Source organism: Cellulophaga sp. HaHaR_3_176 (genome assembly GCF_019021925.1).
Taxonomy (GTDB): Bacteria; Bacteroidota; Bacteroidia; order Flavobacteriales; family Flavobacteriaceae; genus Cellulophaga.
Genome location: NZ_CP058990.1, coordinates 2,102,356 through 2,128,131, shown reverse-complemented (window position 1 = coordinate 2,128,131; position 25,776 = coordinate 2,102,356). Strand labels below are relative to the sequence as shown.

The following is a 25,776-nucleotide window of genomic DNA, read 5'->3' as shown; positions in this document are numbered from 1 at the left end:
ATTATAGTTTTGTTGAAAGATCTATTTCTTTATTAATATTAATTTTAGGAGTAATAGACTCTAGGTACGTAGAGCTTAATGCTTTTTTGTTTTCTACAAAAGGGCGAATTTGAAAAAGCCATAATTTATCATTTTTAAACCCTAACTCTACATCATAAGCGCCGTTATAGTCTGTTTTTGTTTCTTTAGGCATTGTTTTTCGTATGGTTTCAGAAAGCTCACGTATTTCTTTAATATTCTGACTATTTAGTACTGATTTTTCAAAAGTTACCATTTTTTTGCCAGTACCACCAGTAATAGGTAATGTATTGTGGTACGGTTCACGAGCAGGAGCTAGTAACTCATACCCACCAGATTTTTTAATCAAATACGTTTCAGCCGATTGACCGTCAACAGCACCACCAGCTCCACGGCTAAAAGCAATAGTTAAATCTTTTTCATTACCAGAACTCAATCCTTTTGTTATTAAAACACCTGAATAATCTACATCAACACTAGGGATAACCAAAATAGAAGGAAAAACATTTTCAGGATTTAATAAATATTTTTGGCGCCATTTAAAACTACGCTCAGTATACGGAGAAGCCCAAACATCTTTAATACCTGTAATAATTTTTTCTTTAGCGGCAGCATTAAATATGGTAAGGTTAAGACCTGCACCTGTAAAATCTTTCAAATCTTCCATATTAGTATCACTGCGTAAAAAAACAGGTATATCACCTAATGCTTTACCAAAAACAGATGAGAATTCTTTTTCTAATCCTGCTGTGAATTCACTTTTTAAAGGCATTTCTTTAATAGCAGCTCTCAGTGTTTCTAATTGTATAAGTTGGTAATTTTCAACTTCTTTTTCTTCTATATTATTGTTTCGCATTTTATTTGCTTCAGCAAACATATCATTTAAAAACGTCCAATAAGAAACTGATTTTCCAGGCATAGTCTGATCCATGTGATCTCTAAAGATTCCGAACGGGATTACCAAACCTTCAACTACATTATCAGGAAACATTTTTTTCAATTGCCCTAAATTCGCAGCTTTTGGTCCGCAGAGTTTACCAGAGTCTTCAGCATCTACATTACGCATATTTAAAATTGCAGTTTCTTCTAAACGAATGTTTTCTACAGGAACAGCAATTTTCTCTTCTTTTCTTTCTTTTTTAGCAAAAAGTGCAAGCTCATCAGCTGACATATCTTTTTCTAATTTCAGAATAACATTTCCTTTATTAGAAACAGCATAGAATACTTTTTCACCATCGTACTGTTTCAAATCTTTTAAATTTTCATCAGATAACGCTGTGTTTGGTATACCTAAATTACGAGCCAATAATTGTACATGCGAGACCATATTTCCTTCAGCAACGGTGCCAATGCCAGCAACTGGTTTTAGATCGGCAGGAGGTCGTTGAAAGATGTATATTTTATCAGAAGACACCTCAATATCATCAGGTGAGCCATCTACAACCACTAATTCGCCATGAGCATAGCCAGGGTTCAAACCTCGAAATGTACTTTGGTTTTTTATGTTCAATACTTTATTACTTAAAGAAGATTCTTTAGCAATAAAATCTCCTAGTTCACCAACTGATTTCCCTAAATGCAATGCAATAGAACCTCTGATTTTATCATCTATAAAACCATAAGCTTTTGGTTCAAAAGCAGTATATTCATTCACAATATCTTGATAGATGGCTTTAACCATTGAAGCACTCCATTCTACTTCTCTACGCGCTTTTTCTAACACAGAAGTAAGCTCACCCAGAGTCATTTTTTCACTTTCATAGTTACTTAATGATCCTTTTAACTCTTGCCATTCCCAAATTTCAGTATATCCTGCACCAGCAGTTGCCATACCTAAATAACAAATTTTTTCAAGTAATTCGTTTATGTTTGAAGGTTCCCATTTAGGAGCATTTTTAAATAATACTTCTTCAATTTTTAAAGAAATATCAAGTAATTGTAATTTAATAGCAGGGTTTGCTTCACTTAAAATAGCAGTTCTAATATCAAATAATAATTCAGCAGAATTAATTAATAAACCCTGAGGGTTTTCTGTTTTAGAAGTAATGGCATAAGCCGCAATTTTTTCGCCTATAAAAGTTTGTTTAATCAAAGGCGCTTTTTCTAAAAATTTATTAGCATCAATAGGAATGTAAAACACATTCATTGTATTGATTAACTCATCAATTTGTTTTTGAATTACACTCGTTAATTTAGTAGTATTTTTTTGTTTAAAATCTTTAACTTTTTGAATATCAGTGTATTCTGGCTGGCTATGAATTTTAACTCTAAGATCCATAAAAGGTTCGAAAGTATCAGATATGACTTTAGATTGGCTTCTCATTAATTGAGAAGTATTATCATCGCCTTCATGCGGTATATCTTTTAAAGATTGTCTGATTAAAAAATAATTTTCAGCAACTCGCTCTTTGTCAGTAAGTAGCCACTTATAAAATTTAACACCCCAAGCTTGTTCATCTTCCGATTGTATAGAGCCTCTATAATATTGACCTTTTTGTAAAACCCAACCATTGTCAATTGTTTTTAAATATTTATCTATTTGATATTGTTTTAAGCGAGAGTGGTTATATTCAATATCCCAAAAATCTGTAGCATCAGTATAAGCCAAAATTTGACCTAAAAACACATGATTACTCGTGCCTAAAGCTACAACAGCATCTTTGTAACGCGCATGTTGTACTCCTGCTCCTATTTTTTCAGGACAAGGGTCTTTGGGTTGCCTAATACTTCCGTCAGTACAAAACCATCGAATATCTTTATACGGACCTCGAATATCATTTTTGTAGGCATTAATTTGTTCTGTTATCTTCTCATTACTAATCTTTTGAGAATGTATGACAGGCGTAGCTATAATTAAAAAAAATAATGTGAAATACGTAATTTTCATAGGTTGGGTAAATTTCAAATCATAGTAAAAGTATACTTTTTGTAATAGCATAAGAGAAAATAAAATGAATATTTTTAATACATTAGAAGCTGCTAATTTTAATTCTTAAAAGATGGTAATTTACTTTAAAATATAGAATAGCTATTTAATTATATAGAAGTATAAAAACTTTTGATAACTTTTAATGTAAGTTTTTTAACAAAAAACCTACTTTTGAAGTAACTAATGAAGAACTAGATTATGTCAGATAACATTGAAAGAATAAAAACGTTAATTATTGGTTCTGGTCCTGCGGGATATACAGCTGCAATATATGCAGCTAGAGCAGATCTAAAGCCTGTTGTTTATACGGGCATGGAACCAGGTGGGCAGTTGACTACGACTACAGAAGTAGATAATTTCCCAGGCTATCCAGAAGGTATTGATGGGCCTACTATGATGATGCAATTGCAAAAGCAGGCAGAGCGTTTTGGTACAGAGGTTAGAATAGGGATGATTACTGCTGTAGAGTTTAGTAACAAAGTTGGTGGTATTCATAAAGTTACTGTTGATGACTCTAAACAAATAGAAGCGGAAACAATTATAATATCAACAGGTGCAACTGCAAAGTATTTAAATATACCTAGTGAGCAAAAGCTTAGAGGTGGTGGAGTATCTGCTTGTGCTGTTTGTGATGGTTTCTTTTATAAAAAACAAGATGTTGCTATTGTAGGTGCAGGAGATACTGCTGCAGAAGAAGCTTCTTATTTAGCTAATATTTGTAACAAAGTTACAATGTTAGTTCGTAAAGATGAGATGAGAGCTTCAAAAGCAATGCAACGCAGAGTTAAAAGTCTACCTAATGTTGAAATTCGTTTTAATACAGAAGTAGATGAGGTTTTAGGAGACCAAGTTGTTGAAGGCTTAAGAATGGTTAACAATATAACGGGTGAAAAGGACGATATTGCAATTACAGGTTTATTTATAGCAATTGGGCACAAACCGAATACAGATATATTTGCAGGCCAATTAGATATGGATGAAACAGGCTATTTAATAACTAAAGGTAAATCTACGAAAACAAACCTTCCTGGAGTTTTTGCATGTGGTGACTCTCAAGATAAAGAGTACCGTCAAGCAATTACAGCAGCAGGTACGGGTTGTATGGCAGCTTTAGATGCAGAAAGGTATTTAGCTAGTATAGAAATGCCAGAAACAGTATAAAAATATAAATAACTAAAAAGCCGCTAATTTAGCGGCTTTTTTTTTGTCTATTTATTTGTGATTTTCTGATGATATTTTAATCCCATTATCATCAATAATTATTTAGCTATAATTAATAGCAGCTAAATGAAGTTCAAATTAACAGTACTTTGAATATTTATTATAGTTTCAGAATTAAACTTTAGTCTCTCTTCTAAAGTATCTTTTTTTTTGAATAATTTCAATGAAAAAATCTATCCAGCTAGATCTTCAATTGAATATCGAGTCTACATAAGTTGCCCTTTACTTTAAATCTTTGTTTTTAGATAAACATTTAAGTTCTGAATAGTATCTGATATATTCATATCATCATAATTAAAAAATTGACAGGTATTTTTAAAAAAAAAGTCTCTCATTATAGATCTGGGTATTTCACTAAGAGAAACTAAAAGCAATACCAACAATCTAATTATTTTTTCACACCCATTTTTTTTAAGTATTTGTTTGTTAGTTATTTGCGTGATTTAACATGAAATAACTTACATTTTTTGTTTTTTAAATCAAAATCAATAAAAATGATTTATAGTATGCTTTTTATAGGTATAATTCTTTTTTTATTCTCAATTATAATAATATCGTATAAGTTAAACTTAGGGTTTGTTTTTTTGGTTTTTTTTAAGACTTTAGATTCATAATAACCAAAAGATGAGAATATGAAAAAAGCACTTTTAATGCTTACCGCGCTATTTTTTTGCGCAAATGGTATAGCACAAAATGTCACGGGAGAGGTAAAGGATCAAAATGGAGGTCCATTGCCAGGAGTTACAGTTCTGATTACAGGAACTACGGTTGGTACAACAACAGATTTTGATGGAAATTTTGAGATTGCAGCGGCAATAGGAGATGTACTTAGAGTTTCATATTTAGGTATGAAATCTAAAGACATTAAAATTAGTTCAAATTCTAGATTGAGCGTTGTTTTAGAAGAAGATGCAAGTGCCCTAGATGAAGTTGTAGTAACAGCTTTTGGGGTGGAAAAGAAACAAAAATCATTAGGGTATTCAGTAACGCAAGTTAAGGCTGAAAATTTAAATTTAGCAGGGCAGTCAAATGCAATCGAAAGTTTGCAAGGTAGAGTTGCTGGGGTTCAAATTAATAGAACTTCAGGTACTTCAGGTGGCGGAGTTGATATTTTAATTAGAGGTGTAACATCTGTAAACCCTAATAGAAGTAATCAACCATTAATCATAGTAGATGGTATTGCATTAAATAATGATACTTTTTCAGGAGAAGTTAGACCGAGTTCAGGTTCAAATTCAGCAAGTAGTTCTGAACAATTTGCTTTCTCAAACAGGGCAGGAGATATTAACCCTGAAGATATTGAAAGTTTTAATGTTTTAAAGGGTGCTGCAGCAACTGCTTTATATGGTGTTAGAGCTTCAAATGGCGCAATAATTATTACCACTAAAAAAGGTAAAAAAGGGAAGGCTAAGATATCTTTAACGGCTTCAACTACTTTTAGAAATATAAACAAAACACCATCACTGCAAACAACGTATAGAGAAGGTTATAATGGACTCCCTAGAACGCTTTACGATCCTACTTCAGAAACAGGCTTTAATAGAGTTGAGAATGCAATTTCTTTTTACAATTGGGGCCCTGAGTATGCGGCGGATTCTGCAACTTTAAGTGATGGTACAATAGTAGATTTGACAGGAGATCAATTTTATAGCCCTTATGATCTTTTTAGAACAGGGTTTAATTCTCAAGTCAATTTAAGTATTAGTGGGGCCGACGAAAAATTAGATTACTTCTTTTCATTAGGTAATAATAGTGAAGAAGGGGTTTTGCCTAATACTGATTATGAGAAAACTAATTTCAGATTAAATTCAGGCTATAAAGTAACCGATAACTTTAATATCAATACATCTATATCGTATACTAATTCAGGAGGAAAAAGAGCAAATGGTGGTGATAAATCGGTAATGAGTGCATTATCATTTTATTCAAGTACATTTCCTATTAATGACTACAAGAATGCTGATGGTTCTGAACGTGATTATTCTTTCGGAATTATCGATAACCCTAGATATTTAATGGAAACGAGTAGTTTAATTGACGATGTAAACCGTTGGGTAGGTAATGCTACATTCAATTGGGCACCTAAAGACTGGGTGAATATAACATATGCAGCGCAAGTTGATAATTACTCAGATAAACGTAATCGTTTTGTTGGTGCTGATTTAGATGGAGGTTCACAAGTTGGTGGTTTTATATTAAATCAAAATATAAATTTTACAGCATTAGAATCTAACTTCTTAGTAGCCTTTAATAAAGATTGGTCTGATAAATTTACTACAGACCTTACATTAGGTCATCAGGTTTCTGATTCTAAAAGAGATTATGCAGAAGCTAGAGGTGAAGGTTTAAATGTGCCCGGCATAAATGAAATAGGAAATACAACTAATTTTTTTATAAATAATACGGTTACTCAGTTACGTAATATGGGTGTTTTTGGTGAACTGAAATTAGGTTATGATGATAAATTGTTTTTAACCCTAACAGGTAGAAATGACTGGTTATCTACATTGCCTAAAGAAAATAGATCTTTCTTTTATCCTTCAGCTAGTTTAGCTTATGACATTTCTGATGTATTTGGAGATAACAATGTATTTACTTTCGGAAAATTAAGAGCTTCTTGGGCAGAGGTAGGTAAAGGACCTGGTTTTGGTGATGTTGGTCAATATTTTATTGTTGATGGTGATTTTCCTTTCGGAGGTTCTGGAGGGTATAGAAGAAGTACACAGCTAGGAGATTTAGAAATAGTTCCAGAAAGAAATCAATCTACTGAGTTTGGTGCAGATTTAAGGTTTGCAAAAGATCGTATTAGATTAGATTATGCGTATTATGAAACAAGAGTTAAAGATCAGATTTTCACTGTTGGTACAGGGTATTCTTCAGGCTTATCAGGGATAACTAGAAATGCTGGAGATTTTGAAGTTTTTGGTCATGAATTATTAATAAGCGCAAATATCATTCAGAAAAAAGATTTCAAATGGGATCTTATTTTAAACTGGTCAACAAGTGAAGGTAAAGTCTTAGAAATTCCTGATGATATTGAGTCTATAATTTTTGCAGATTCAGGATTTGTGGGTGTGACTTCAGAAATTCGTGCAGGTGATAAGATGGGGTCATTATACGGTTATAAATGGACGTATGTAGATGGTGAGCGATATATTGCTCCAGATGGTTTACCTGTAATAAATTTAGATGAGCGAGTAAAAGTAGGTAATGCTTTTCCTGATTTTGTATCGTCAATAGGTAGTGATTTTAAATGGAAAGGAATAGGATTTAATTTCTTACTAGAATATAAAAAAGGAGGCGATTTATATGATTCTGGTTTAAGAAACTCTATAAGAAATGGAAACCCTTTAAGTACTTTATTACGAGATGAGTTGGTTGTACTTGATGGAGTTATGGATGACGGTATTGGTGGTTATGTAACTAATACAAGAGAAGGATTAATAGATCAAGATTATTATAGAAATGAAAATCAATACAATAGGGCTTCAGAAGTTTTAGTTCAAGATGCATCGTGGGTAAAACTACGTAACATAAGTCTTTCATACGATTTTGATAGTAAGTTTATAAGCTCATTAAATTTATCAAAAGTAAGTATAAGCGCTAGTGCAAATAATATACTAATATGGACTCCTTTTGATGGTTTTGATCCAGAAGGAAACCAATACAGTGCAGGTAGTAATGTATATGGCTTTACAGGCTTAAGCGTTCCAATATCTGAAAGCTATTCATTAGGTATAAACATAGGATTCTAAAAAATATAATTATGAAAAATATAATAACTAAAATAATAATACTAATTTTATTTACAGCTGTTTTTGTAGCCTGTAGCGAAGAGTATTTTGAAGTAAACACACCCTCAAATACAGCAACGGTAGACCAATTACGTATGCAAGATTTAATTGCACCAATAATTCACAGTACAATGGAGGCTCAACGCTCTGCTGAGTTATCTTTTGGTAATTATGTGCAAAATTTTGTTAGTACAGGAGGAGGAGCTGCTGGACAAACAACAGCAAGTGGGCTTTGGGATCAAGTGTATCTTTATATTTTGCCAAATTTGAAGGTAATTAAAGAAAAATCAATTGAAAGTAATGCGATACATATTGGAGCGATTACTGATGTGTTAACTGCAATTAATTTAGGTATTGCTACAGATACTTGGGATAATATACCTTACTCAGATGCAACAAATGGACCTGATAATAATTTTCCAACATTTGATACGCAAGAAGAAATATATACTCAAATATTTATTTTATTAGATGATGCAATTTCTGCTTTAGAAAGTACTGATGATTCTGGGTTTGATTTAGGAAGCTCTGATCTTATTTATGGAGGTGATTCTGATAAATGGTTACGAACAGCTTACACTATTAAAGCACGTTACCAATTGCATTTAGTAAATAAAGGAATTGTAACAGCAAATGATGTTTTAACAACAATTGCAAATGGTTATACTTCTACAGATGATGATTTTCAAATGTTTTACGATGATAAAAATATTAATCCTTGGTATTCAGTTGAGGTTTTAGCAAGATCAACAGGTAATTTTAGTAATGATATTGCAAGCCAGTTAGTGAGTTCAATGAATGGAGAGTATTACCCATTTCAGAGTGGTAGTGTAATTATAGACCCTCGTTTGCCATTATTTGCAGAAATACCTGATGAAGATATTGAGTACAGAGGTTTTGTAAGTGGAGGTTTAGGAATATCAACAGATGGGTCTGATGCAAATACAAGTTTTAAAACTGATGGATATTATACTAGTGTAGATTCTCCATTAATGCTAATTAGTTATGCCGAAGCTATGTTTATAAAAGCAGAAGCTGCATTTTTAGCTAACGGAGGTACGACAATTAGTACAGGTTCAAATTTAGATGCTTATACGGCATATTTATCTGGTGTACAGGCAAGCATGGATATGTATGGTGTTGATGGTGCTGATTACTTGTCAGACGCAGCTATAGCTGTTGGAGAGGCAGGATTAATGTTAAACCATATTTTAAAAGAAAAATACATCCATAACTTCTTAAACCCGGAAACGTTTGTTGATTTTAGAAGATATGACTTTTCAGAAGATGCTTTTAAGGGGCTTCAAATTAGATTAGAAGATGCAGCTGATAATAACGAATATGAAGGTCAGTGGTATAGAAGAGCTGAGTATCCGTCAACTGAAATCTCTAGAAATGAGACTAATGTATTAGCAAATCAACAAACTCCTGTTACACCAGTTTGGTGGGATAATTAATATGAATGATGAAATTAGTTGACTAATTACTTTAGTGAACTAAACAATATGTTTGTAAACTTTAAAGCTGAATGGTATTTTACCGTTCAGCTTTTATTTTTTAAGAATTATAGAAAGAGTTTATAATCTCACATATTTTTAAAATATCTTTTTTAGTGTGTGCAGCACTAATAACTATCCGACTCATCAGGTTAGAGTCTTCATTTGGGTATCTAAAACTTGTAATAATAATTTTATTATCTTCTAAATAGGTAGTCAGTTCTTCGTTTGAAAAACTGAATGCAGGGTGATTAGGCATATGTTTAAAATTAACATTATTACCTAAAGATTTTATAAAAAGTTGAGTGTTAATATCAAGTAAAACCCTTTTAGAAGTATAAATATTTTCACCGTATAAAATACTTGCTAAATTAGCAGGTGATGCAGGACTAGATCCTCCAAAAAAATCAGTATCAACTAATGCATTAATTCTTTTTTGAGAACCAAAAATAGCACCACCTTGTACACCAAACCCCTTCCCTAATGAGCAGCAAACAATTAATTCTTTAGGGTTTAAGTTAGCTACTGTTTCAAAAACACCACCTCCATTTTCACCTACAATACCAATACCGTGCGAGTCATCTACAATTAAAATAATATCATTTAAAGGTAATTGTTGCAAGCCATCAAAATTGGGGTAATTAGCTCCTGAAAAATCTACAGCATCTAAAAATACAACTGGAATTGTTTTTTTGTTCTTATCAATATGATCTCTAAGTGCAATATTTAATGCAGAAAACGTTACATAGGGTTTGCTGGTATCAGATAAATAAAGTGCAGAATGAGTATTGGGAGCATAAAATAATTTATGGTTACTTTTTAATAGTGATTGTGCTACAAACTGCCCAGCTAAATACCCTGATGACATTGTTACAGCAGCTTCGCTACCCACTAAGTTTGCTAAATAATCTTCGGCTTGATCAAAAATGGAAATTCTAATATTTGATTTTCTTGAAGCTCCGTAATTAGTGCCGTATTTTTTTAAATTGTTAATATATAAATGTTGAAATTCTTCATCTAGTTGTAAGCCTAAATACGATGTACCTCCAAAATAAAGATGCTTTTCATTATTAATAGATATTTCTCTACCAGGAAAAGAGTCTATATAATTCACCATTAATTAAGTGTTATACCGCTACCACCCAATGAAGGAAAAATTACTTTAGCGTCATTTTGTATAATAATTCCGTTAGCAATATCTTCTTTAAGTAAAAGGGCGCCATCCATATCAACATAATCTAATTGAGGTAAAAGTTGTGCAATAGCAGAAATACCAACGGTAGATTCTGTCATGCAACCAACCATAATTTTAAGACCCATTTCTTTTCCTTTTTTAATCATTCTAAGAGCAGGGGTTAGTCCGCCACACTTGGTAAGCTTTATATTTATTCCGCTATAATGGAGGCCACATTTTTCAACATCACTTTCTACAATACAACTTTCATCAGCTATAACAGGCAAAACGCTGTGGTGCATAACCTCTTCCATACCAATCCAATCATCAGCTTTTAAAGGTTGTTCTAAAAACTCAACACCAAGGTCTTTTAAGAGGGGAGCATTAAAAATTGTTTCTTTTGCAGTCCAAGCACAATTAGCATCTATTCTAAAAATTGCATCACTGTGTTTACGTAACTCTCTTACAATATTTACATCATCATCAGTACCCAGTTTAATTTTATAAATAGGCCAAGGAGTTTCTTTCATTTTGGCAACCATTTTATCAATACTTGCAATACCAATTGTGTAATTGGTGGTAGGGTAGGTAGCAGTTGTTGTATTCCAAATCTCATACAAAGGCTTACCTAATAATTTGCCGTAAAGGTCATGAGCAGCCAAATCTAATGCGCAAATAGCAAAATTAGATAATCCTTTATCAACTAAAAATTGATGAAATATTTCTGGTTTTGTAAAATTAAAACTCTCGATATCGTTTTTAATACTATTAATTTCGTTCATCATACTTTCTACCGTTATATTGTAATATGGGTTAGAAGTAGCTTCGCCATAACCAGTTTGGTTATTTTCTGATAAACTCACAATTAAAGAATTTTGAAAATCGTGTGACTCTCTAGATATGCTAAAAGTATGTTTTAATGGTAAAATGTATTTTTTAAGACTAAATTTCATGATAAACGAATGTTTGTACTAAAATAGATAAACCATAAGGATTATAAAATCAAAAGCCACTGAAATTTCAGTGGCTTTTAATTAAGTTTAGATTGCTTGTTTAATCGTTAAATGAAACACTGCCAGAAATACTTTTTTTACTAGTTAATGTAGCGTCTCCGGAGTAAGAAACATTACCTCCGCTACTAGCATTTGCGTTTATAGATTCGCTCACATATATATTTATATTACCTCCGCTGCTAGCTGATGCATTACAATATTTAGTTGTTAATTTTTTCGCATTAATATTTGAACCACTACTGGCTTCTATTTCAGAATTACCAACAGTGCCAGATATATTAAGGTTAGAACCACTGCTAGAATCAAGATTTAGGTTGTCAACATTTATATCAATATTTACAATAGAACCACTACTAGAAGCTATAGAAAGTCTACCTGTTTTTATGGTGTTTTCTGTTTTTACATAAGCCCCACTAGAACTATTTAATGTTGAAATTTTAGGTAAAGAAACATATACTTTTTTGGTAGCATTACCTATGTTTTTTTCTGTATGAATATGTAGTTCTCCATCCTTAATATCTGTTTCAATTAAGTTTATTACATTTTCATCAGCCTCTACTAATATTGAAAAATCGGTAGCCTGTGTAACATAAACTTCTAAACCTTCTGAAGCAGATATTGAAGTGAAATTTTCATTAATACTTCGAGCATCTTCAGTAACAACTCCGTTACCTTTTATTCCGGAGTTAAAATCTCCGATATTAATATCTAAGCCGCAAGAAGATAAAAGTATTGTAAAAGCGATGGTAATTGCAATTTTTACTAGTGTTGTCATGATTGTCGTTTTTTTTTGGTTGATGTAAATTTGTTATTTATTTATGATAGATAATAACGATTACTACCCAGTTGTTGATTTTGATTGATGAATTGTTGTTTAATTTGTAGAGGTGTTTTCGTCGGTGTTAACTTTAACACCATTTTCATTTATTTTTAATTTAAAAGATTCTCCGTTATCGTTAACATCTATATCGATGCCATTTTCGTTAATTTGAATTTTACCTTTTTCGCCATCTTCATTAATATTAATATGTATGCCGTTACCATTTATTTGAATTCGGTTATCATCAGTATTGTCATTATCATCATCATCATTTGGACAATTTAAACATTGTAATTCTCCGTTAGAACCCATTCGCCAAGCATATTTTGTAACATCGCAGCCACCAAAATCTTGATTGTTTTTAAAATTGATTCTTCGACAGTGAGAGTCTTCTTTCTGAAAATCGAGTAAAATACCTTTAGGTAGATAGATGATAACAATTACTTCTTGATTATTAAATTTATTTTCTCTTTTAGTAGTTAAGAAATCATCTAGGTATAAATTGTTATTTTGTAGTGAATATGAATATTCAATTTCTTCGGCAGTTAGCCTAGCATTTGAGAAGGTGCTGCCATTCGCATTTTTCTGGACATCAACATGTATTAAAGAATCTTTAGAAACTTTAAATTTAAACTCTACATCGTTAGAAACTAAAATTTCGTTACCATTATCATCATAACTAACAATCATGTCACCAATATTAAACCTCTTTCTATTCCAATGTAAATCGTTACTTGTAAATGAAATATTTAAAGTATCATTTGCATTTTCTAGATAGTGCTCATTTTCTGTAGACGTACTATCCCAAAAAGCTCTAGATGTTGCTTGTTTTGCTCCTAAAATAAGTATGGCAATAAAAGAAATAAGAAACAACCCTAGTAAAGAAAATTTTGCAATAGAACCTATTGATTTTAAGTTTGTAATTAAAATTTTCAAACCTAAATAAAGTAAGAAAAATAAAGGAATTGCAGCTAAAAAGAAAGCGAATATCGAAACAAGCCAAATAGGTGTATTTGTAGCATCTACAAGTTCATATAAGTTTAATGGTCCAAAATGTACGCTATCAAAAACACCAACAGTAAACAGGCCAACTAATAAAGCAATGAGTCCAGCTGCGCCACCAATTATTAGAAAAATACCAACAAATTTACCAATGATCTTAAAGAAAAACATGATTATGCTACCAATGGTATCGAAAAATGTTTTACTGCTACTTTTAACTTTGTGGCCTACTTTTTCATAGTCAACGTTTTTTACGCGCTCGGCAACATCTTCAAAACCCTCTTTTACTTTTTTTTCAATATTACTGATGTTAACATCTTCACCACGCATATCTAATTTTTGCGCAGTTGTGGTTGCCTCAGGAATAAGGATCCACAGCAACCCGTAAATCAAAATAAAAGAACCACCAGAAAAAACGGTTAAAAGAATCCATAAAATTCGCACCCAAATGGCGCTTATACCTACATAATGAGCTAAACCAGCAGAAACACCAGCGACATATTTAGTTTCAATATCGCGGAATAATTTTTTCTGTCTTTTTTGTTCAGAAGCAAAAGAAGTTTGTTTAGGTTCATCTTCAAAAATATCTTCGTCAACCATATAATCTTCAGGTTGCCCCATGATAGCAATAACTTCATCAACTTCTTTCAAGGTAATTACTTGTCTTTCATTTGCTAGTTTTTCATGAAAAAGTTCTGCAATTCTTGCTTCAATATCTGCTAAAATTTCATCACTACCAGAAGTATTTGAAAAAGATCGTTTTATCGATTCTAGATATCTTTTCATTCTATTGTATGCCTCTTCATCAATATGAAAAAGTACATTCGCTAGGTTTATATTTACAGTTTTGTTCATTTTTAGTTTTTTATGTTGTTGGTTACTAGGTTAGTGGCATTCCTTAATTCATCCCAAGTAGTATCTAGCTCTTTCAGAAAAAGTTTTCCAGTTTCAGTAAGTGTATAGTACTTTCTGGGCGGTCCAGAGGTAGATTCTTCCCATCTATAATTTAATAAACCTGCATTTTTCAACCTTGTAAGTAATGGATATATAGTGCCTTCAACAACAAGCATTTTGGCATCTTTTAGAGTTCCTAAAATTTCTGAAGCATACTTATCTTCTCCGTTTAAGATAGATAGTATGCAGTATTCCAGAACTCCTTTGCGCATTTGCGCTTTTGTATTTTCTACATTCATAATTTAATTTTTCTTGATATGCAGAACTCTTATTTTAAGTAGTTTTAAAAATTGGTTCTGCATAAATTAACTGTTCGTTTTTTGATTGATGAATAAACATCCTGATTGATTTTTTGATTGATGAATAAACTTTGATACTAGAGGTGTGATTAATACCTTTTTATTTTATAAACTTAATAGTGATTGGGTATTTGAAAACTTCGCCTTCGTTAGTTTTTATTACAGCAAGTATCGTATAAACTATATTTACGATGGTTAAAGCACCTTGTAATAAACCAGTAATACCAAAAGGAATTAACCAATTGCTTAATCTGAAATTATCAGAATTAAAATGAAAGTTGAAGTTGTTTAAATGGCTGAAGTTTCCAAAATTAAAATTACCACTGTCGAATACATTTGGTAAAAAACCTATAAAAAATGGAATAGATGCAATACCTAGTATAAAAGAATATAACAAAAGACTTATTTGAAAATTTAATGCTTGTTTACCATTGTAATTCACATACTCATATTCTTTCTTATTAGCAGTCCATAAAACTAACGGAATTATAAAATTTCCGAAAGGGATAAAAAACTTAGAAAACGTAGATGCATGTATAATAGCGGATAAGTTTCTTTCGTGTTTTGTTAAGGTATCTGTCATGGCTTAGTAATTTCTTATGCAAATATATGTTTAAAAAAAGGTACTATGTGTTGCATAGTACTAAATATTAACATTAATTTAACATTTTATACTTCGTTTATTTTCAATACATTTATGAAAAATATAAGCACATATACATGGGAGTTTCTGTAAGTAAGTTTAATTCTTTTACCTTTTTTAAATTACCATCTGCCTGGTGGTGCGGCGTTCGTTTACGTCATATAGATACTACTAAAGCGGTAGTAACTGTTAAACATAGGTGGGTAAATCAGAACCCTTTTAAATCTATGTTTTGGGCAGTACAAGGTATGGCTGCAGAATTAAGTACAGGTGCCATGATGATTGATCAAATTAAAGAAAGCGGCCATAAAATTTCGATGTTAGTAGCAAATAACAATGCAAGTTTTACCAAAAAAGCTACAGGTAAAATTACATTTACATGTGAAGATGGACATTTAATAAAAGACGCGATAGCTAATACTGTTGCAACAGGCGAGGGGCAAACTATTTGGATGAAATCGGTGGGTGTAAATACAGATGGTGTAATAGTATCTACATTTAATTTTGAATGGACTATCAGAATAAAGAAGAATAAGACAACAACTTAGAAATATAAAATATTTTGAAAAACGGTAAAGTAAAAAATATTAAAAAAGAGTTGTTGTCTGACAATTGGTATACACTAAATAAAATTACATTCGACTACCAAAAAGAAGATGGAACTTGGGAAGAACAGCAACGAGAAGCTTATGACCGAGGAAACGGTGCTGCAATTCTTTTATATAATATAGCAAAAAAGACAGTGTTACTTACTCGACAATTTAGAATGCCAACTTACATGAATGGTAATGAAGATGGAATGTTGATTGAAGTTTGTGCAGGTCTTTTAGATGGTGATAACCCTGAAGATTGTATTAAAAAAGAAGTAGAAGAAGAAACAGGTTACAAGGTTGATAAAGTAAAAAAAGTACTTCAGTCTTATATGTCACCAGGTTCTGTAACAGAAATCATTTATCTTTTTATAGGTTCTTACGAAGAAAATATGAAAATTAGTGAAGGTGGTGGTGCAGAAGATGAAACAGAAAATATAGAAGTTTTAGAATATTCTTTTGATACAGCATTAAAAATGATAACATCAGGTGAAATTAATGATGCAAAAACAGTAATGTTATTATATTATGCAAAAGTTAATCAAGTTTTTGGAGCAGAATAAATAGAAATAAAAAATGAGTTTAATAAAAAAAATTGCTTTTGGTGGTGGCTGTCACTGGTGTACAGAAGCAGTTTTTCAATCTCTCTTGGGGGTAACTTTAGTTGAACAGGGCTTTATTGCCGGAGAAGATGAGCATTCTGCTTTTTCAGAGGCTGTAATTATACATTATAATACAGAAGTTATCCCTTTACATATTTTAATAGAAATACATTTATATACCCATAAGAGTACTAAAAACCATACAATGCGAACTAAATATAGATCTGCAGTGTATGTTTTTGACGATTCAGAAAAGATAAAGATAACGTCAATTTTATTATATCTTCAGAAAAATTTTAAAGAGCAAATAATTACTAAAGTACATACTTTTAAGGGGTTTAAACCTTCAGAGGTTATGTTTCATAATTACTATTTCAGCAATCCGGAAAAACCATTTTGCGATACTTATATAGCTCCGAAACTAAAACTAGTATTAGATAAATTTTCAAAATATGTAAATAAAGAGAAGGTGGTTAATAATGATCTCTAATATTTTCAAAAATAGCTTCCATTCGTTTTTTTACTTCTGAAGTGGGTTGAGTATAATGATTATTCATAAAGCTAAATATGAGTGTTTTACCAGAATTAGTGATTAGATACCCACTTAAAGAATAATTGTTTCCTAACGAGCCTGATTTTGCATAAATATATGGTTTATCACCATTTTTATATGAGTTTTTCAAAGTTCCTGATGTGCCACCTGCAGGGAATATATTTAAGATTCGCTCTCGAGGTTGCTCATTATAAAGGTTTGATAATATATGTACAAAAGATGCTGGTGAAAACAAGTTGTAACGTGATAATCCAGAGCCATCAACCCACCTAGGTTTCTCCTTTAAATCAGATAAATTATTTGATAACATATGCTTTCTAGCAATAGAACCACTTAATGTATCAGAAAGTACAGCACTTGAAAGTATAAGAAGTTGTTCTGCTAAAAAATTATCACTTTTAAACATCATTCTTTTATATACAGAATCTGATGGTAGACTATATAAAGTATTTTTAATGCCTTTAGGAAACGAGGTTTCTAACTTGATATTTTTATTTAAAGCTTTTTCGAGTAATTGTTTTGTAACAATACTGTCTGTAATAAAAGGTATATGAAGTGTATCTTTTCTAGAAGGGTTAAAATAGAACGTGTTTTCAAGTTCTTCTCGATAGGTATTATAAGCTATCTCAGAAACATTTTTTTTGAAAAATAAAGGGGTAATATTTAAAGAGTCTGTTTTATGTATAGATACTACATTTCCGTAAAGCGGAAACTTGCTAACTTCTGGCTGATAATAATAGGCATAATCCTCCCAAGCCCAACCTGGCCCATATTTATCATCTTTAAAGTTGGTGAGGTCTAAGTTTATATTTTTAAATTTTCTTAAAAAAGAAATTAGTGTACTGTCTTTAAAATAAGGGTGAAGTAAGGTCGGGTCTCCGGTTGGCTGAACATGTATAGTGTCTTGATCTACGATATATTTTAAAGTAGGTATGCTATCAGGTAAGGTTGATAAAGCAGTATAGAGTGTCGCAATTTTAGTATTACTAGCAGGTGTAAAATATTTTTCGCTATTATAATTTACTAACGTATCTTTTGTAAAAGGATCAAAAACCATAAACCCTGTAAACTGATTTTTGTAAAAATCATCATGAAGAGAAATTAGTGTTTTTTTATTTATTCTTTTGTGATTTGAACTAGCGCAGCTTTGTAAAATGCTTATAATTAGTAGAAATAGGATGTTTTTTTTTATCATTATAAAGCGAGTTTAAACTGAGAATACTTAGTTGTTTGGATACACATTAAGAGCAATTTATCAATTATTTAACAATGATAAAACAATATGATTTGTTTTTTTTAGTTAAATTTAAATATCATTAAATAGAAATAATTATGGGAGTAACTATGCTTGAGTACACAAAAACGGTACTTAAAAAAGTTAGTTTTGATACGAAATTGTTTTGTAAAGAGGTTAAAAAAGGAGTTTCAACTCTATTACCTGAAGAAGTAGAAGAATTAAAAGATTGGATTATACAGTTTATTACAGATAAACCAGAATTACAACAAAGTTTAATTTACTTAAAAGCATAAAAAAAGCCACCATATAGTGGCTTTTTTTTATTTCGCTATTTTACTTTTTATTTAAAGGGCTAATTATTTTCACATCTTGAAAAGCAATAGCACCTCGAACAATACCAGATATTACATCTTTTATAGCATCTGTTATCTGAATTTTTAATTCACTTTTATGATATATAAGACTTACTTCTCTTGCAGGAGATGGATTTTCAAAATACCTTAAGTTTTCTTTTCTTTTATCATCTAAATTTAGTGTATTTAAAAACGGAAGTAAAGTCATTCCCATACCTTCATTTGCTAAATTAACTAAGGTCTCAAAACTTCCACTTTGTAGTTGAAAAGTTTCATCGTACAGACTTTCAGAAGCTTTGCAAAGATTGATAACACCATCTCTAAAGCAATGTCCATCTTGTAGTAATAGCACATCGTTAATATCTAAATCGGTAGATGTAATTTTTTTAAAACTACTTAATCGATGGTTTTTAGGAACGTAACCTACAAATGGTTCGTAATACAGTGGTCTTTCTTTTATATATTCAATTTCTAATGGTGTAACAGCAATTCCAGCATCTATATGCCCATCTTGTAAATTTCGTATTAAATCGTCTGTATTTTGTTCTTTAATAACCAAATTTACTTTTGGGTATTTTTTTATAAACGTATTTAAGAACATAGGTAAAAGAGTAGGCATAATGGTAGGTATAATGCCTAAGGTAAATTCTCCGCCTATAAATCCTTTTTCTTGATCTACAATATCTTTGATTCTATTAGCTTCGTTTACAATATTTTTTGCTTGACTGACAATTTTTTTTCCAACTTCAGTTACAGCAATTGGTTTTTTACTTCTGTCAAAAATTAAAATATCTAATTCATCTTCAAGTTTTTGTACCTGCATGCTTAACGTTGGTTGGGTAACAAAACTTTTTTCGGCAGCAAGCGTAAAATTTTGGTATTCTGCAACGGCAAGTACATATTGTAATTGAGTAATGGTCATTTGTATTGTTTTAGGCTATAAAATTATAAAAACTATCGATAAAGCTTATAGTGTAAAGTTACTAATGTTTCTTAAATTTGTTGATATAAAATAAGATAGAGATATGAAACTTAATAGCATAGGCTTAAGCGCCGAAAAATCAGAAATTTTAAGTAAAGATTTAAATATATTATTGGCTAATTTTCAACAATATTATCAAAACTTAAGAGGTATTCATTGGAATATTAAAGGGAAACGTTTTTTTGACCTGCATGTTAAGTTTGAAGAATTGTATACTGATGCAAATTTAAAAGTAGATGAAATTGCAGAAAGAATATTAACATTAGGCGATGTGCCTTTACATACTTTTGAAGATTATATTTCTAATTCAGAAATTGCTGTAGGTAAAAATATTACGAGAGATGAGGATGCAATTAGATTAGTAGTAGACTCTCTTAAAAAATTATTAGTTATCGAAAGACGAATTTTAGAAACTGCAGGAGATGCAAATGATGAAGGAACAAACTCTATGATGAGTGACTTTATTAGTGAGCAAGAAAAAACAGTTTGGATGATGAAAGCTTGGTTAACAGAAGAAATTTAAGCTACTATTTAAATATAAATAAAAGCCTTTTAGTTAATTCTTAAAGGCTTTTGTTTTTTTCTTAATCCAGTTAACAATACTTGTAGCTTCTTGAACAGAAAAATCCCCTGATATTTCTAAATAACCACTGTCAATAGTGCCAGATATAAATGGAGCAGTAATTATTTTTGTTTCAAAAACTAAAACCATTGGCTCTCCGATATGGTTTGTTGTTGTTGTTTTTAATTTTTGAGCACCCTCTTTGTTTAATTTTAAAATGACAACCGTTCTTGTATTAGAATCAAAACCTCGATCAACTTTTTCTATATACGATATGTGTATAATTGGGCGCTCTTCTAAAACAAGACTTTCATAATTACTTCCTGTATATCCCTCATAGCTTTTCGTTAAGTAAAAACCAGATATTGTGTCTTGAACTATATTTGACTGTGCATAACTTACCATACATGTGAAAAATACTGTTGGGAATAACAAAATTTTCAGTTTAAAGTTTTTCATTTTATTGTTCTTTAATTGCTTTAGCAATAGCAATAGCATTCGCATTTTCAGTATCAGTTAGTTCATTTATAATTTTAGAATGATCTTGAGGTCTATTTTGAGATAATTTATATGCAGCCTATATATCTTCAATTAAAATTTTAAAACCAACAACACCTTTAATTTCCTTCAATGTTTTTTCAGACATATCAGCTGTCGAGATTGGATTTTTTGAATTTTTCTCGTATTTGTTTACTAATTTATGAAAAGATTCCATTATCTCATCTTCACTAAGTATATGTAATTTTCCATATATATGTACTGCTATATAGTTCCAAGTAGGTGCATCTTCTTTTTCGTACCATGAAGATGAAATATAGGAATGAGGGCCATTAAAAATACATAAAACCTCGTTTGATTCGATAAAATTATCAGCTTGAGGGTTTACCTTAGAGATATGACCTACAAGAACGTCATTACTATCTTTATCTACATCTAATTCTAAGGGGATATGTGTGGCCCAAGGTTTGCCATTTACTTGATTAATTAAAATACCAAAGCTATTTTGAATTAAAAAGTCTTTTATGTCAGTAACATCAGTTTTTTTATAAGAAGACGGAATGTGCATAATTAAATGATGTAATTGAAATTATACACGTAAAAATAGGTATTCTCTAGTAATGATTTTTTAAAGATAGATTTGAGATATTTATTTTTTAATAGAAAAGCTGAATTTAGCTCCGTTACCAAGTTCTGAACTAACAGAAATATCTCCACCAGATTTTTCAACAATTTTTTTTACAGTAGCAAGTCCTATTCCGTTACCTTGTTTACCATATTTATCTTGGTTAGCACCAATTTTAAAAATGGTAAAAATTTTATCATGCAGTATTGGTGGTATTCCAGGACCATTATCTATAACATCAAAATTATAATGTGTTTTGTTTTCTGTTATGCTAATTTCAATACGAGTGAGGTTTTTATCATTATATTTAATCGCGTTAGTAAGCAGGTTTATTAATATTTGATCTAATACAGTTTCATTAGCCTGTATTTCAGTAAGCTTAGTTTCTAAAGTTATATTTAAATCATTTTCAAATGAAAACAAGGTGGATAGGTTTTTATGTAAAGTTTTTAAATTTATAGATACTTTACTCTCATTTAAAATGGTTTCACTTTTACTAAATTCTAATAAACCATGAACTAGTTTTTTTAATTTATCAGAAGAATTTAGTATCATTTGCATCATTTCAACACCTTCATCATCTAATTTTATACTGTATTGTTTTAAAAATAGCTTAGCCATTTCTGATATGTTATTCAATGGCGATTTCAAATCATGAGCAGCAATGTAAGCAAAGCGCTCTAGTTCTAAATTTTTATCTTCTAATATAGCTAACGTGTGTTTTAATTTTTTTTCATTTTTTCTAAGTCTAAGCAAATTTATTACTTGTTTAGAAAGTGCTTTTAAAGAATCTAACTGATCTTTATTAAGTTTTTTAGGTTCATTATCTATAACACATAAAGAGCCTAGGGGGTAACCTTCATCACTTACTAAAGATACTCCAGCATAAAAAATAACTTTGGTATCTCCTGTAACAAGTGGGTTGTCATGAAAACGAATATCTAACCTAGAATCTGGCACCATCAAAACCTCTTCAGGGTCATTTATTAAATGCCCACAAAAAGAAATATTAACATCGGTTTCTTTTACTCCAATACCATGACTAGATTTAAACCATTGCCGATCAGAATCGATAAGGGTTATTAAAGATACAGGAGTTCCACAAATACTTGCAGCTATACGAGTTAGGTTATCATAATCTTCTTCAGGTAATGTGTCGAGTATTGAATAAGATTTTAAATTATTTAATCTTTCTTTTTCCTTGTCATATACTTTAGGAGTAATCATAAATCTTTTTTTTATTCTAAGATAGAAAACAATATTAATGTGTAGTATTTTTCTTTCTTCAATCTAAGATAACGAATAAAAAATTACATAATTGTTTTTTGGTTAGTTAAAATAAACCAAACCAAATATTTATCTGTAAACGAAGTATTTAGAAGCAAAAAAAAAGATTGTAGCTTTAATACCAATCTAAAAATTTATTTTTTAGAGGTGCTATTAACTGAGGAGATTTTAAATTTATTTTTTGATTAGATAAAATGGTTTCATATTTATCTAAATAAGACAACGCCATTTTTTTACTGTTAAAATTTTCTACAGCATAATCATGGCATGTTTTTTTAGAAAAACTACTAACATTAGAAACAGCATTAACAAGATCTGCTTTTTTATTAGATAAAAAACCAACTTCTTCTGTTATAAGTTCAGGTAAAGAGCCATAAGGGGTGCCAAAAACAGGAGCTCCGTAATAAAGACTTTCGGTAAGTGCTAAACCAAAAGGTTCATGCCATTTTACAGGAAATATTAAGCCTTTAGATTTGTTAAGTATGGCATCTTTTTTTGTACCACCAATCATACCATAAAAAGTAACTCTAGGAGAAGTAGTGAAGCGAAAACCCATGCTAATATTTAATCGAGTACCACCTAGTACTTTCAATCGTTCAGCTTTTGTTCCTTTTATAACATCAATAGCACCTTGTACATTTTTTAATCTCCATGCTGCTTTACCTAAAAAGTGAAAAGAATCTCTTTTAGTTGTTAAATTAGGTTTTGTATAATCTTCCCAATCTAGTCCGTTATATACATATGATTCTGAGCCAAATCTATTTGCATGGTTTTTAGAAACGAAAACAGTGTTAATATTTAGCTCGTTTGTAGTATTGGCGTTGCCATGCATTGTTACTATGTAAGGCTTTTTTATTTGGTCAATATTTGGTGGAGAAAAATTGAAATGAACAATATCAACATTATCTGGTATTTGTTCAATAATATCTTTGGTATCATCAATAGGAATAATAGTGCCAAAGTCACAAGTTGATCCGTTTTTTACTAAATAAGTGATTTTATGGCCTAGTTTAGATAATTCTTTGCCTAAGTACCAGATTACTCTTTCAGTACCTCCATAAAGAGTTACGGGAATTAAACTTTTATTTACTATTAATATTCTCATAAGATACTTGTAAATTACAAAATAGATAAATAAGTGTTTTGTAAAATTACAGTAAAGATCATAAAATATGACCCATTATTTATGAATATAATAGTATTAAAATATTTATCTTTTAAAGAATATAAAATAGGTAACCTGAATGTGTAATACTACTGAATGAATAAAAACAATGTAATTATACACTTGTCTTTATTCATTCAATAAATGAAATTGTCAGAATATGGTAGTATAAAGCTACAATTTATTTGAGCTAAATAGTTTTAATATTCATTTTTAAACCTTCGACAATTCCTTTAATATTATTGACTGTTTCTTTCAAATAGTACTTGACGACTACGTGAGGAATTCTGATTGTTGTAAAACCATTCTTGAAAGAATGCATAGCTTCTTCAAGGTCCATTATAGCTTGTTCGTGCGAGATAGTATTATACTCTGTATCTATTTCAATGTTTAATTTAACACGTGAAATAGCTAGGTCAACAGATTTTTTACCATCCCACCATTCGAGCATCGAATTTATTCCGATTTCTCTTAAACCATAATATAGTTTAACAGCCTCAATTGGGGTGTTTTTTTCTAATACAAGTTTGTCTAATCTACTCTTGTGCTGTTTGCAAAGTCGGACACCATAAGTGTCGATAGCATTTTGATGATTGACATAACTTAGCTCTTTGTTACATTCTAAACAATTCATTATTAAGTAGGTTAAAAATAGGTATTCGGGACTATTATAACCTGAGATTTTTTCAATTAGTATATTTTAAGACCAAGTATTAGACGAACGGTAAAGTTTTAGATGAACTACATGTATTTTAACCGTTTAACGAGTTTTATTGAGTTCTAACTTGCCTAGTTTAAAAGGAGTTCTTTATATTTACTTCCTTCTTAAATGAGGTTAGATTTAAACAGCGTAGCACATGAATAGTAAGCTTATTTCAATTCTTTTATTATCCTTTTTTTTGAATAGTTGTAAAGAGGATGTAAAAAAAGAAAGTACAGTAGAAGATAATATAGTAGTGCCAGAATTGACTTTTAAAGAGGCAAATAGGTTGGCAGGTTTGCCGCTAGCATGTTTACAAATAGAGTATCCTAATAAATTAAATCAATCTTTAAATGATGCAAGTCACATTGCTTCTCCGAAAGAATTACACCCTGCTTTTTACGGTTGTTTTGATTGGCATTCTTCAGTACATGGTCATTGGAGTTTAGTATCGTTATTAAAACAATACCCAAGTTTGCACGAAGCAGCAACTATTAGAGCTCAATTGGCAGCAAATATAACGGCTGAAAATATAGCAGTAGAAATAGCATATTTTAAGATGGAAGGGAATAGTTCTTATGAACGAACCTATGGTTGGGCTTGGATTTTAAAATTAGCAGAAGAATTACATACTTGGGAGGATCCATTAGCGCGTGATTTAGAGAAAAATTTACAACCATTAACGGATTTAATTGTAAGCTCTTATTTAGAGTTTTTACCAAAACTAAATTACCCAATACGAGTAGGAGAGCATACCAATACAGCTTTCGGTTTATCATTAGCACTAGATTATGCTGAAACATTGAAAAATAATGGGTTAATAGAAGGTATTAAAAATTGTGTTACTCGATTTTATAGTGATGATGCTGATTGCCCTTTAAGTTGGGAACCTAGTGGGTTTGATTTTTTATCACCATGCTTAGAAGAAGCTAATTTAGTTCGTAGAATATATTCAGCTGATGATTTTAAAATTTGGTTTGATGCTTTTTTACCAGAACTAACAGATGCTGATTATGAGTTAGAACCAGGTAAAGTTTCAGATAGAACGGATGGTAAATTAGTACATTTAGATGGCCTTAATTTTAGTAGAGCTTGGTGTTTATATGGTATAGCAGAAACTTTACCAGAGTATTCTCATTTAAAAAAAATGGCTAATAACCACATTTCATACTCGCTGCCTAATATAATTGATGCAAATTATAGCGGAACACATTGGTTGGGTAGTTTTGCTTTGCATGCACTGAATAATGCAAAATAAT

General features: G+C 30.8%; 23 protein-coding genes. 9 read left to right on the top strand and 14 right to left on the bottom strand.

Going from position 1 to position 25,776, the window contains the following annotated elements; translation table 11 throughout:
- Position 1 precedes the first annotated feature (1 nt).
- The gene (locus H0I23_RS09445; protein ID WP_216782980.1) at positions 2 to 2,905 is read right to left on the bottom strand and encodes a PEP/pyruvate-binding domain-containing protein; all 2,904 of its coding nucleotides are present in this window, start codon (positions 2,903 to 2,905) and stop codon (positions 2 to 4) included.
- Positions 2,906 to 3,145: 240 nt separating this feature from the next.
- Between H0I23_RS09445 and trxB the strand changes: the two genes are divergently transcribed.
- The 3 genes from trxB to H0I23_RS09430 all read left to right on the top strand — a co-directional run bounded on the left by trxB (position 3,146) and on the right by H0I23_RS09430 (position 9,419).
- A complete protein-coding gene (gene trxB, locus H0I23_RS09440; RefSeq protein ID WP_216782979.1) occupies positions 3,146 to 4,108 on the top strand; it encodes a thioredoxin-disulfide reductase in 963 nt (320 codons plus the stop codon).
- A 692-nt stretch (positions 4,109 to 4,800) separates the two neighbouring features.
- Positions 4,801 to 7,923, top strand: coding sequence for a SusC/RagA family TonB-linked outer membrane protein (locus tag H0I23_RS09435; RefSeq protein WP_216782978.1), 3,123 nt, complete (start codon positions 4,801 to 4,803; stop codon positions 7,921 to 7,923).
- A gap of 11 nt (positions 7,924 to 7,934) precedes the next feature.
- The gene (locus H0I23_RS09430; protein WP_216782977.1) at positions 7,935 to 9,419 is read left to right on the top strand and encodes a SusD/RagB family nutrient-binding outer membrane lipoprotein; all 1,485 of its coding nucleotides are present in this window, start codon (positions 7,935 to 7,937) and stop codon (positions 9,417 to 9,419) included.
- A 100-nt stretch (positions 9,420 to 9,519) separates the two neighbouring features.
- On the opposite strand, the gene H0I23_RS09425 is transcribed toward H0I23_RS09430, so the two are convergent.
- From H0I23_RS09425 to H0I23_RS09400, 6 genes are all read right to left on the bottom strand, one after another.
- Positions 9,520 to 10,575: an aminotransferase class I/II-fold pyridoxal phosphate-dependent enzyme gene (locus H0I23_RS09425; RefSeq protein WP_216782976.1), complete on the bottom strand. Its 1,056-nt coding sequence runs from the start codon at positions 10,573 to 10,575 to the stop codon at positions 9,520 to 9,522.
- Entirely contained in the window at positions 10,575 to 11,585 is a 1,011-nt protein-coding gene (locus H0I23_RS09420) for a dipeptide epimerase (protein ID WP_216782975.1), read from the bottom strand. The genes H0I23_RS09425 and H0I23_RS09420 overlap by 1 nt, the downstream gene beginning before the upstream one ends.
- A gap of 100 nt (positions 11,586 to 11,685) precedes the next feature.
- Positions 11,686 to 12,420, bottom strand: coding sequence for a head GIN domain-containing protein (locus H0I23_RS09415; protein WP_216782974.1), 735 nt, complete (start codon positions 12,418 to 12,420; stop codon positions 11,686 to 11,688).
- 99 nt (positions 12,421 to 12,519) lie between these two features.
- Positions 12,520 to 14,322 carry a PspC domain-containing protein gene (locus H0I23_RS09410; protein ID WP_216782973.1) on the bottom strand — a complete coding sequence of 601 codons (1,803 nt, stop codon included), beginning with the start codon at positions 14,320 to 14,322 and terminating at the stop codon, positions 12,520 to 12,522.
- Between the two features lie 2 nt (positions 14,323 to 14,324).
- On the bottom strand, positions 14,325 to 14,660 hold the full coding sequence (locus tag H0I23_RS09405) for a PadR family transcriptional regulator (RefSeq protein ID WP_216782972.1): 336 nt from the start codon (positions 14,658 to 14,660) through the stop codon (positions 14,325 to 14,327).
- Between the two features lie 160 nt (positions 14,661 to 14,820).
- A complete protein-coding gene (locus H0I23_RS09400; RefSeq protein WP_216782971.1) occupies positions 14,821 to 15,303 on the bottom strand; it encodes a DUF4870 domain-containing protein in 483 nt (160 codons plus the stop codon).
- Positions 15,304 to 15,440: 137 nt separating this feature from the next.
- Between H0I23_RS09400 and H0I23_RS09395 the strand changes: the two genes are divergently transcribed.
- From H0I23_RS09395 to H0I23_RS09385, 3 genes are read left to right on the top strand one after another with little or no spacing between them, the layout of a single operon-like run.
- Complete coding sequence (locus tag H0I23_RS09395) at positions 15,441 to 15,911, top strand: DUF4442 domain-containing protein (RefSeq protein ID WP_216782970.1); 471 nt, start codon at positions 15,441 to 15,443, stop codon at positions 15,909 to 15,911.
- A gap of 14 nt (positions 15,912 to 15,925) precedes the next feature.
- Positions 15,926 to 16,516, top strand: coding sequence for a GDP-mannose pyrophosphatase NudK (gene nudK, locus H0I23_RS09390; RefSeq protein WP_216782969.1), 591 nt, complete (start codon positions 15,926 to 15,928; stop codon positions 16,514 to 16,516).
- A gap of 13 nt (positions 16,517 to 16,529) precedes the next feature.
- On the top strand, positions 16,530 to 17,045 hold the full coding sequence (locus H0I23_RS09385) for a peptide-methionine (S)-S-oxide reductase (RefSeq protein WP_216782968.1): 516 nt from the start codon (positions 16,530 to 16,532) through the stop codon (positions 17,043 to 17,045).
- Here H0I23_RS09385 and H0I23_RS09380 read toward each other — a convergent pair.
- Complete coding sequence (locus tag H0I23_RS09380; RefSeq protein WP_216782967.1) at positions 17,029 to 18,303, bottom strand: D-alanyl-D-alanine carboxypeptidase/D-alanyl-D-alanine-endopeptidase; 1,275 nt, start codon at positions 18,301 to 18,303, stop codon at positions 17,029 to 17,031. The two genes, H0I23_RS09385 and H0I23_RS09380, sit on opposite strands and share 17 nt — an antisense overlap.
- Positions 18,304 to 18,440: 137 nt before the next feature.
- On the opposite strand from H0I23_RS09380, the gene H0I23_RS09375 reads away from it, so the two are divergent.
- Positions 18,441 to 18,638 (top strand): hypothetical protein, encoded by a 198-nt coding sequence (locus H0I23_RS09375; protein ID WP_216782966.1) that lies wholly within the window; start codon positions 18,441 to 18,443, stop codon positions 18,636 to 18,638.
- Positions 18,639 to 18,678: 40 nt separating this feature from the next.
- Here H0I23_RS09375 and H0I23_RS09370 read toward each other — a convergent pair whose 3' ends face one another.
- Positions 18,679 to 19,620, bottom strand: a complete 942-nt coding sequence (locus H0I23_RS09370; protein WP_216782965.1) for a LysR substrate-binding domain-containing protein — start codon at positions 19,618 to 19,620, stop codon at positions 18,679 to 18,681.
- A 103-nt stretch (positions 19,621 to 19,723) separates the two neighbouring features.
- On the opposite strand from H0I23_RS09370, the gene H0I23_RS09365 reads away from it, so the two are divergent.
- Positions 19,724 to 20,203, top strand: coding sequence for a Dps family protein (locus H0I23_RS09365; RefSeq protein ID WP_216782964.1), 480 nt, complete (start codon positions 19,724 to 19,726; stop codon positions 20,201 to 20,203).
- Between the two features lie 33 nt (positions 20,204 to 20,236).
- Here H0I23_RS09365 and H0I23_RS09360 read toward each other — a convergent pair whose 3' ends face one another.
- The 5 genes from H0I23_RS09360 to H0I23_RS09340 all read right to left on the bottom strand — a co-directional run bounded on the left by H0I23_RS09360 (position 20,237) and on the right by H0I23_RS09340 (position 24,451).
- The gene (locus H0I23_RS09360; protein WP_216782963.1) at positions 20,237 to 20,701 is read right to left on the bottom strand and encodes a hypothetical protein; all 465 of its coding nucleotides are present in this window, start codon (positions 20,699 to 20,701) and stop codon (positions 20,237 to 20,239) included.
- A 118-nt stretch (positions 20,702 to 20,819) separates the two neighbouring features.
- Positions 20,820 to 21,308, bottom strand: a complete 489-nt coding sequence (locus tag H0I23_RS09355) for an FMN-binding negative transcriptional regulator (protein WP_371736626.1) — start codon at positions 21,306 to 21,308, stop codon at positions 20,820 to 20,822.
- An 81-nt stretch (positions 21,309 to 21,389) separates the two neighbouring features.
- On the bottom strand, positions 21,390 to 22,592 hold the full coding sequence (locus H0I23_RS09350) for an ATP-binding protein (protein WP_216782962.1): 1,203 nt from the start codon (positions 22,590 to 22,592) through the stop codon (positions 21,390 to 21,392).
- A 175-nt stretch (positions 22,593 to 22,767) separates the two neighbouring features.
- Complete coding sequence (locus H0I23_RS09345) at positions 22,768 to 23,757, bottom strand: glycosyltransferase (RefSeq protein WP_216782961.1); 990 nt, start codon at positions 23,755 to 23,757, stop codon at positions 22,768 to 22,770.
- Positions 23,758 to 24,007: 250 nt separating this feature from the next.
- Positions 24,008 to 24,451: a hypothetical protein gene (locus H0I23_RS09340; protein WP_216782960.1), complete on the bottom strand. Its 444-nt coding sequence runs from the start codon at positions 24,449 to 24,451 to the stop codon at positions 24,008 to 24,010.
- 223 nt (positions 24,452 to 24,674) lie between these two features.
- Between H0I23_RS09340 and H0I23_RS09335 the strand changes: the two genes are divergently transcribed.
- A complete protein-coding gene (locus H0I23_RS09335) occupies positions 24,675 to 25,775 on the top strand; it encodes a DUF2891 domain-containing protein (RefSeq protein ID WP_216782959.1) in 1,101 nt (366 codons plus the stop codon).
- The last annotated feature ends 1 nt before the right edge of the window (position 25,776 follow it).

Bases quoted from the DNA above. Each gene is read 5' to 3' on its own strand.
- H0I23_RS09445 (WP_216782980.1), bottom strand. From the start codon at position 2,905: ATGAAAATTACGTATTTCACATTATTTTTTTTAATTATAGCTACGCCT.
- H0I23_RS09405 (WP_216782972.1), bottom strand. From the start codon at position 14,660: ATGAATGTAGAAAATACAAAAGCGCAAATGCGCAAAGGAGTTCTGGAA.
- H0I23_RS09380 (WP_216782967.1), bottom strand. From the start codon at position 18,303: ATGATAAAAAAAAACATCCTATTTCTACTAATTATAAGCATTTTACAA.
- H0I23_RS09355 (WP_371736626.1), bottom strand. From the start codon at position 21,308: ATGCACATTCCGTCTTCTTATAAAAAAACTGATGTTACTGACATAAAA.
- H0I23_RS09340 (WP_216782960.1), bottom strand. From the start codon at position 24,451: ATGAATTGTTTAGAATGTAACAAAGAGCTAAGTTATGTCAATCATCAA.
- H0I23_RS09415 (WP_216782974.1), bottom strand. From the start codon at position 12,420: ATGACAACACTAGTAAAAATTGCAATTACCATCGCTTTTACAATACTT.
- H0I23_RS09375 (WP_216782966.1), top strand. From the start codon at position 18,441: ATGGGAGTAACTATGCTTGAGTACACAAAAACGGTACTTAAAAAAGTT.
- trxB (WP_216782979.1), top strand. From the start codon at position 3,146: ATGTCAGATAACATTGAAAGAATAAAAACGTTAATTATTGGTTCTGGT.
- H0I23_RS09370 (WP_216782965.1), bottom strand. From the start codon at position 19,620: ATGACCATTACTCAATTACAATATGTACTTGCCGTTGCAGAATACCAA.
- H0I23_RS09365 (WP_216782964.1), top strand. From the start codon at position 19,724: ATGAAACTTAATAGCATAGGCTTAAGCGCCGAAAAATCAGAAATTTTA.
- H0I23_RS09360 (WP_216782963.1), bottom strand. From the start codon at position 20,701: ATGAAAAACTTTAAACTGAAAATTTTGTTATTCCCAACAGTATTTTTC.
- H0I23_RS09335 (WP_216782959.1), top strand. From the start codon at position 24,675: ATGAATAGTAAGCTTATTTCAATTCTTTTATTATCCTTTTTTTTGAAT.
- H0I23_RS09430 (WP_216782977.1), top strand. From the start codon at position 7,935: ATGAAAAATATAATAACTAAAATAATAATACTAATTTTATTTACAGCT.
- H0I23_RS09345 (WP_216782961.1), bottom strand. From the start codon at position 23,757: ATGAGAATATTAATAGTAAATAAAAGTTTAATTCCCGTAACTCTTTAT.
- H0I23_RS09350 (WP_216782962.1), bottom strand. From the start codon at position 22,592: ATGATTACTCCTAAAGTATATGACAAGGAAAAAGAAAGATTAAATAAT.
- H0I23_RS09395 (WP_216782970.1), top strand. From the start codon at position 15,441: ATGGGAGTTTCTGTAAGTAAGTTTAATTCTTTTACCTTTTTTAAATTA.
- H0I23_RS09420 (WP_216782975.1), bottom strand. From the start codon at position 11,585: ATGAAATTTAGTCTTAAAAAATACATTTTACCATTAAAACATACTTTT.
- H0I23_RS09435 (WP_216782978.1), top strand. From the start codon at position 4,801: ATGAAAAAAGCACTTTTAATGCTTACCGCGCTATTTTTTTGCGCAAAT.
- H0I23_RS09400 (WP_216782971.1), bottom strand. From the start codon at position 15,303: ATGACAGATACCTTAACAAAACACGAAAGAAACTTATCCGCTATTATA.
- H0I23_RS09425 (WP_216782976.1), bottom strand. From the start codon at position 10,575: ATGGTGAATTATATAGACTCTTTTCCTGGTAGAGAAATATCTATTAAT.
- H0I23_RS09410 (WP_216782973.1), bottom strand. From the start codon at position 14,322: ATGAACAAAACTGTAAATATAAACCTAGCGAATGTACTTTTTCATATT.
- H0I23_RS09385 (WP_216782968.1), top strand. From the start codon at position 16,530: ATGAGTTTAATAAAAAAAATTGCTTTTGGTGGTGGCTGTCACTGGTGT.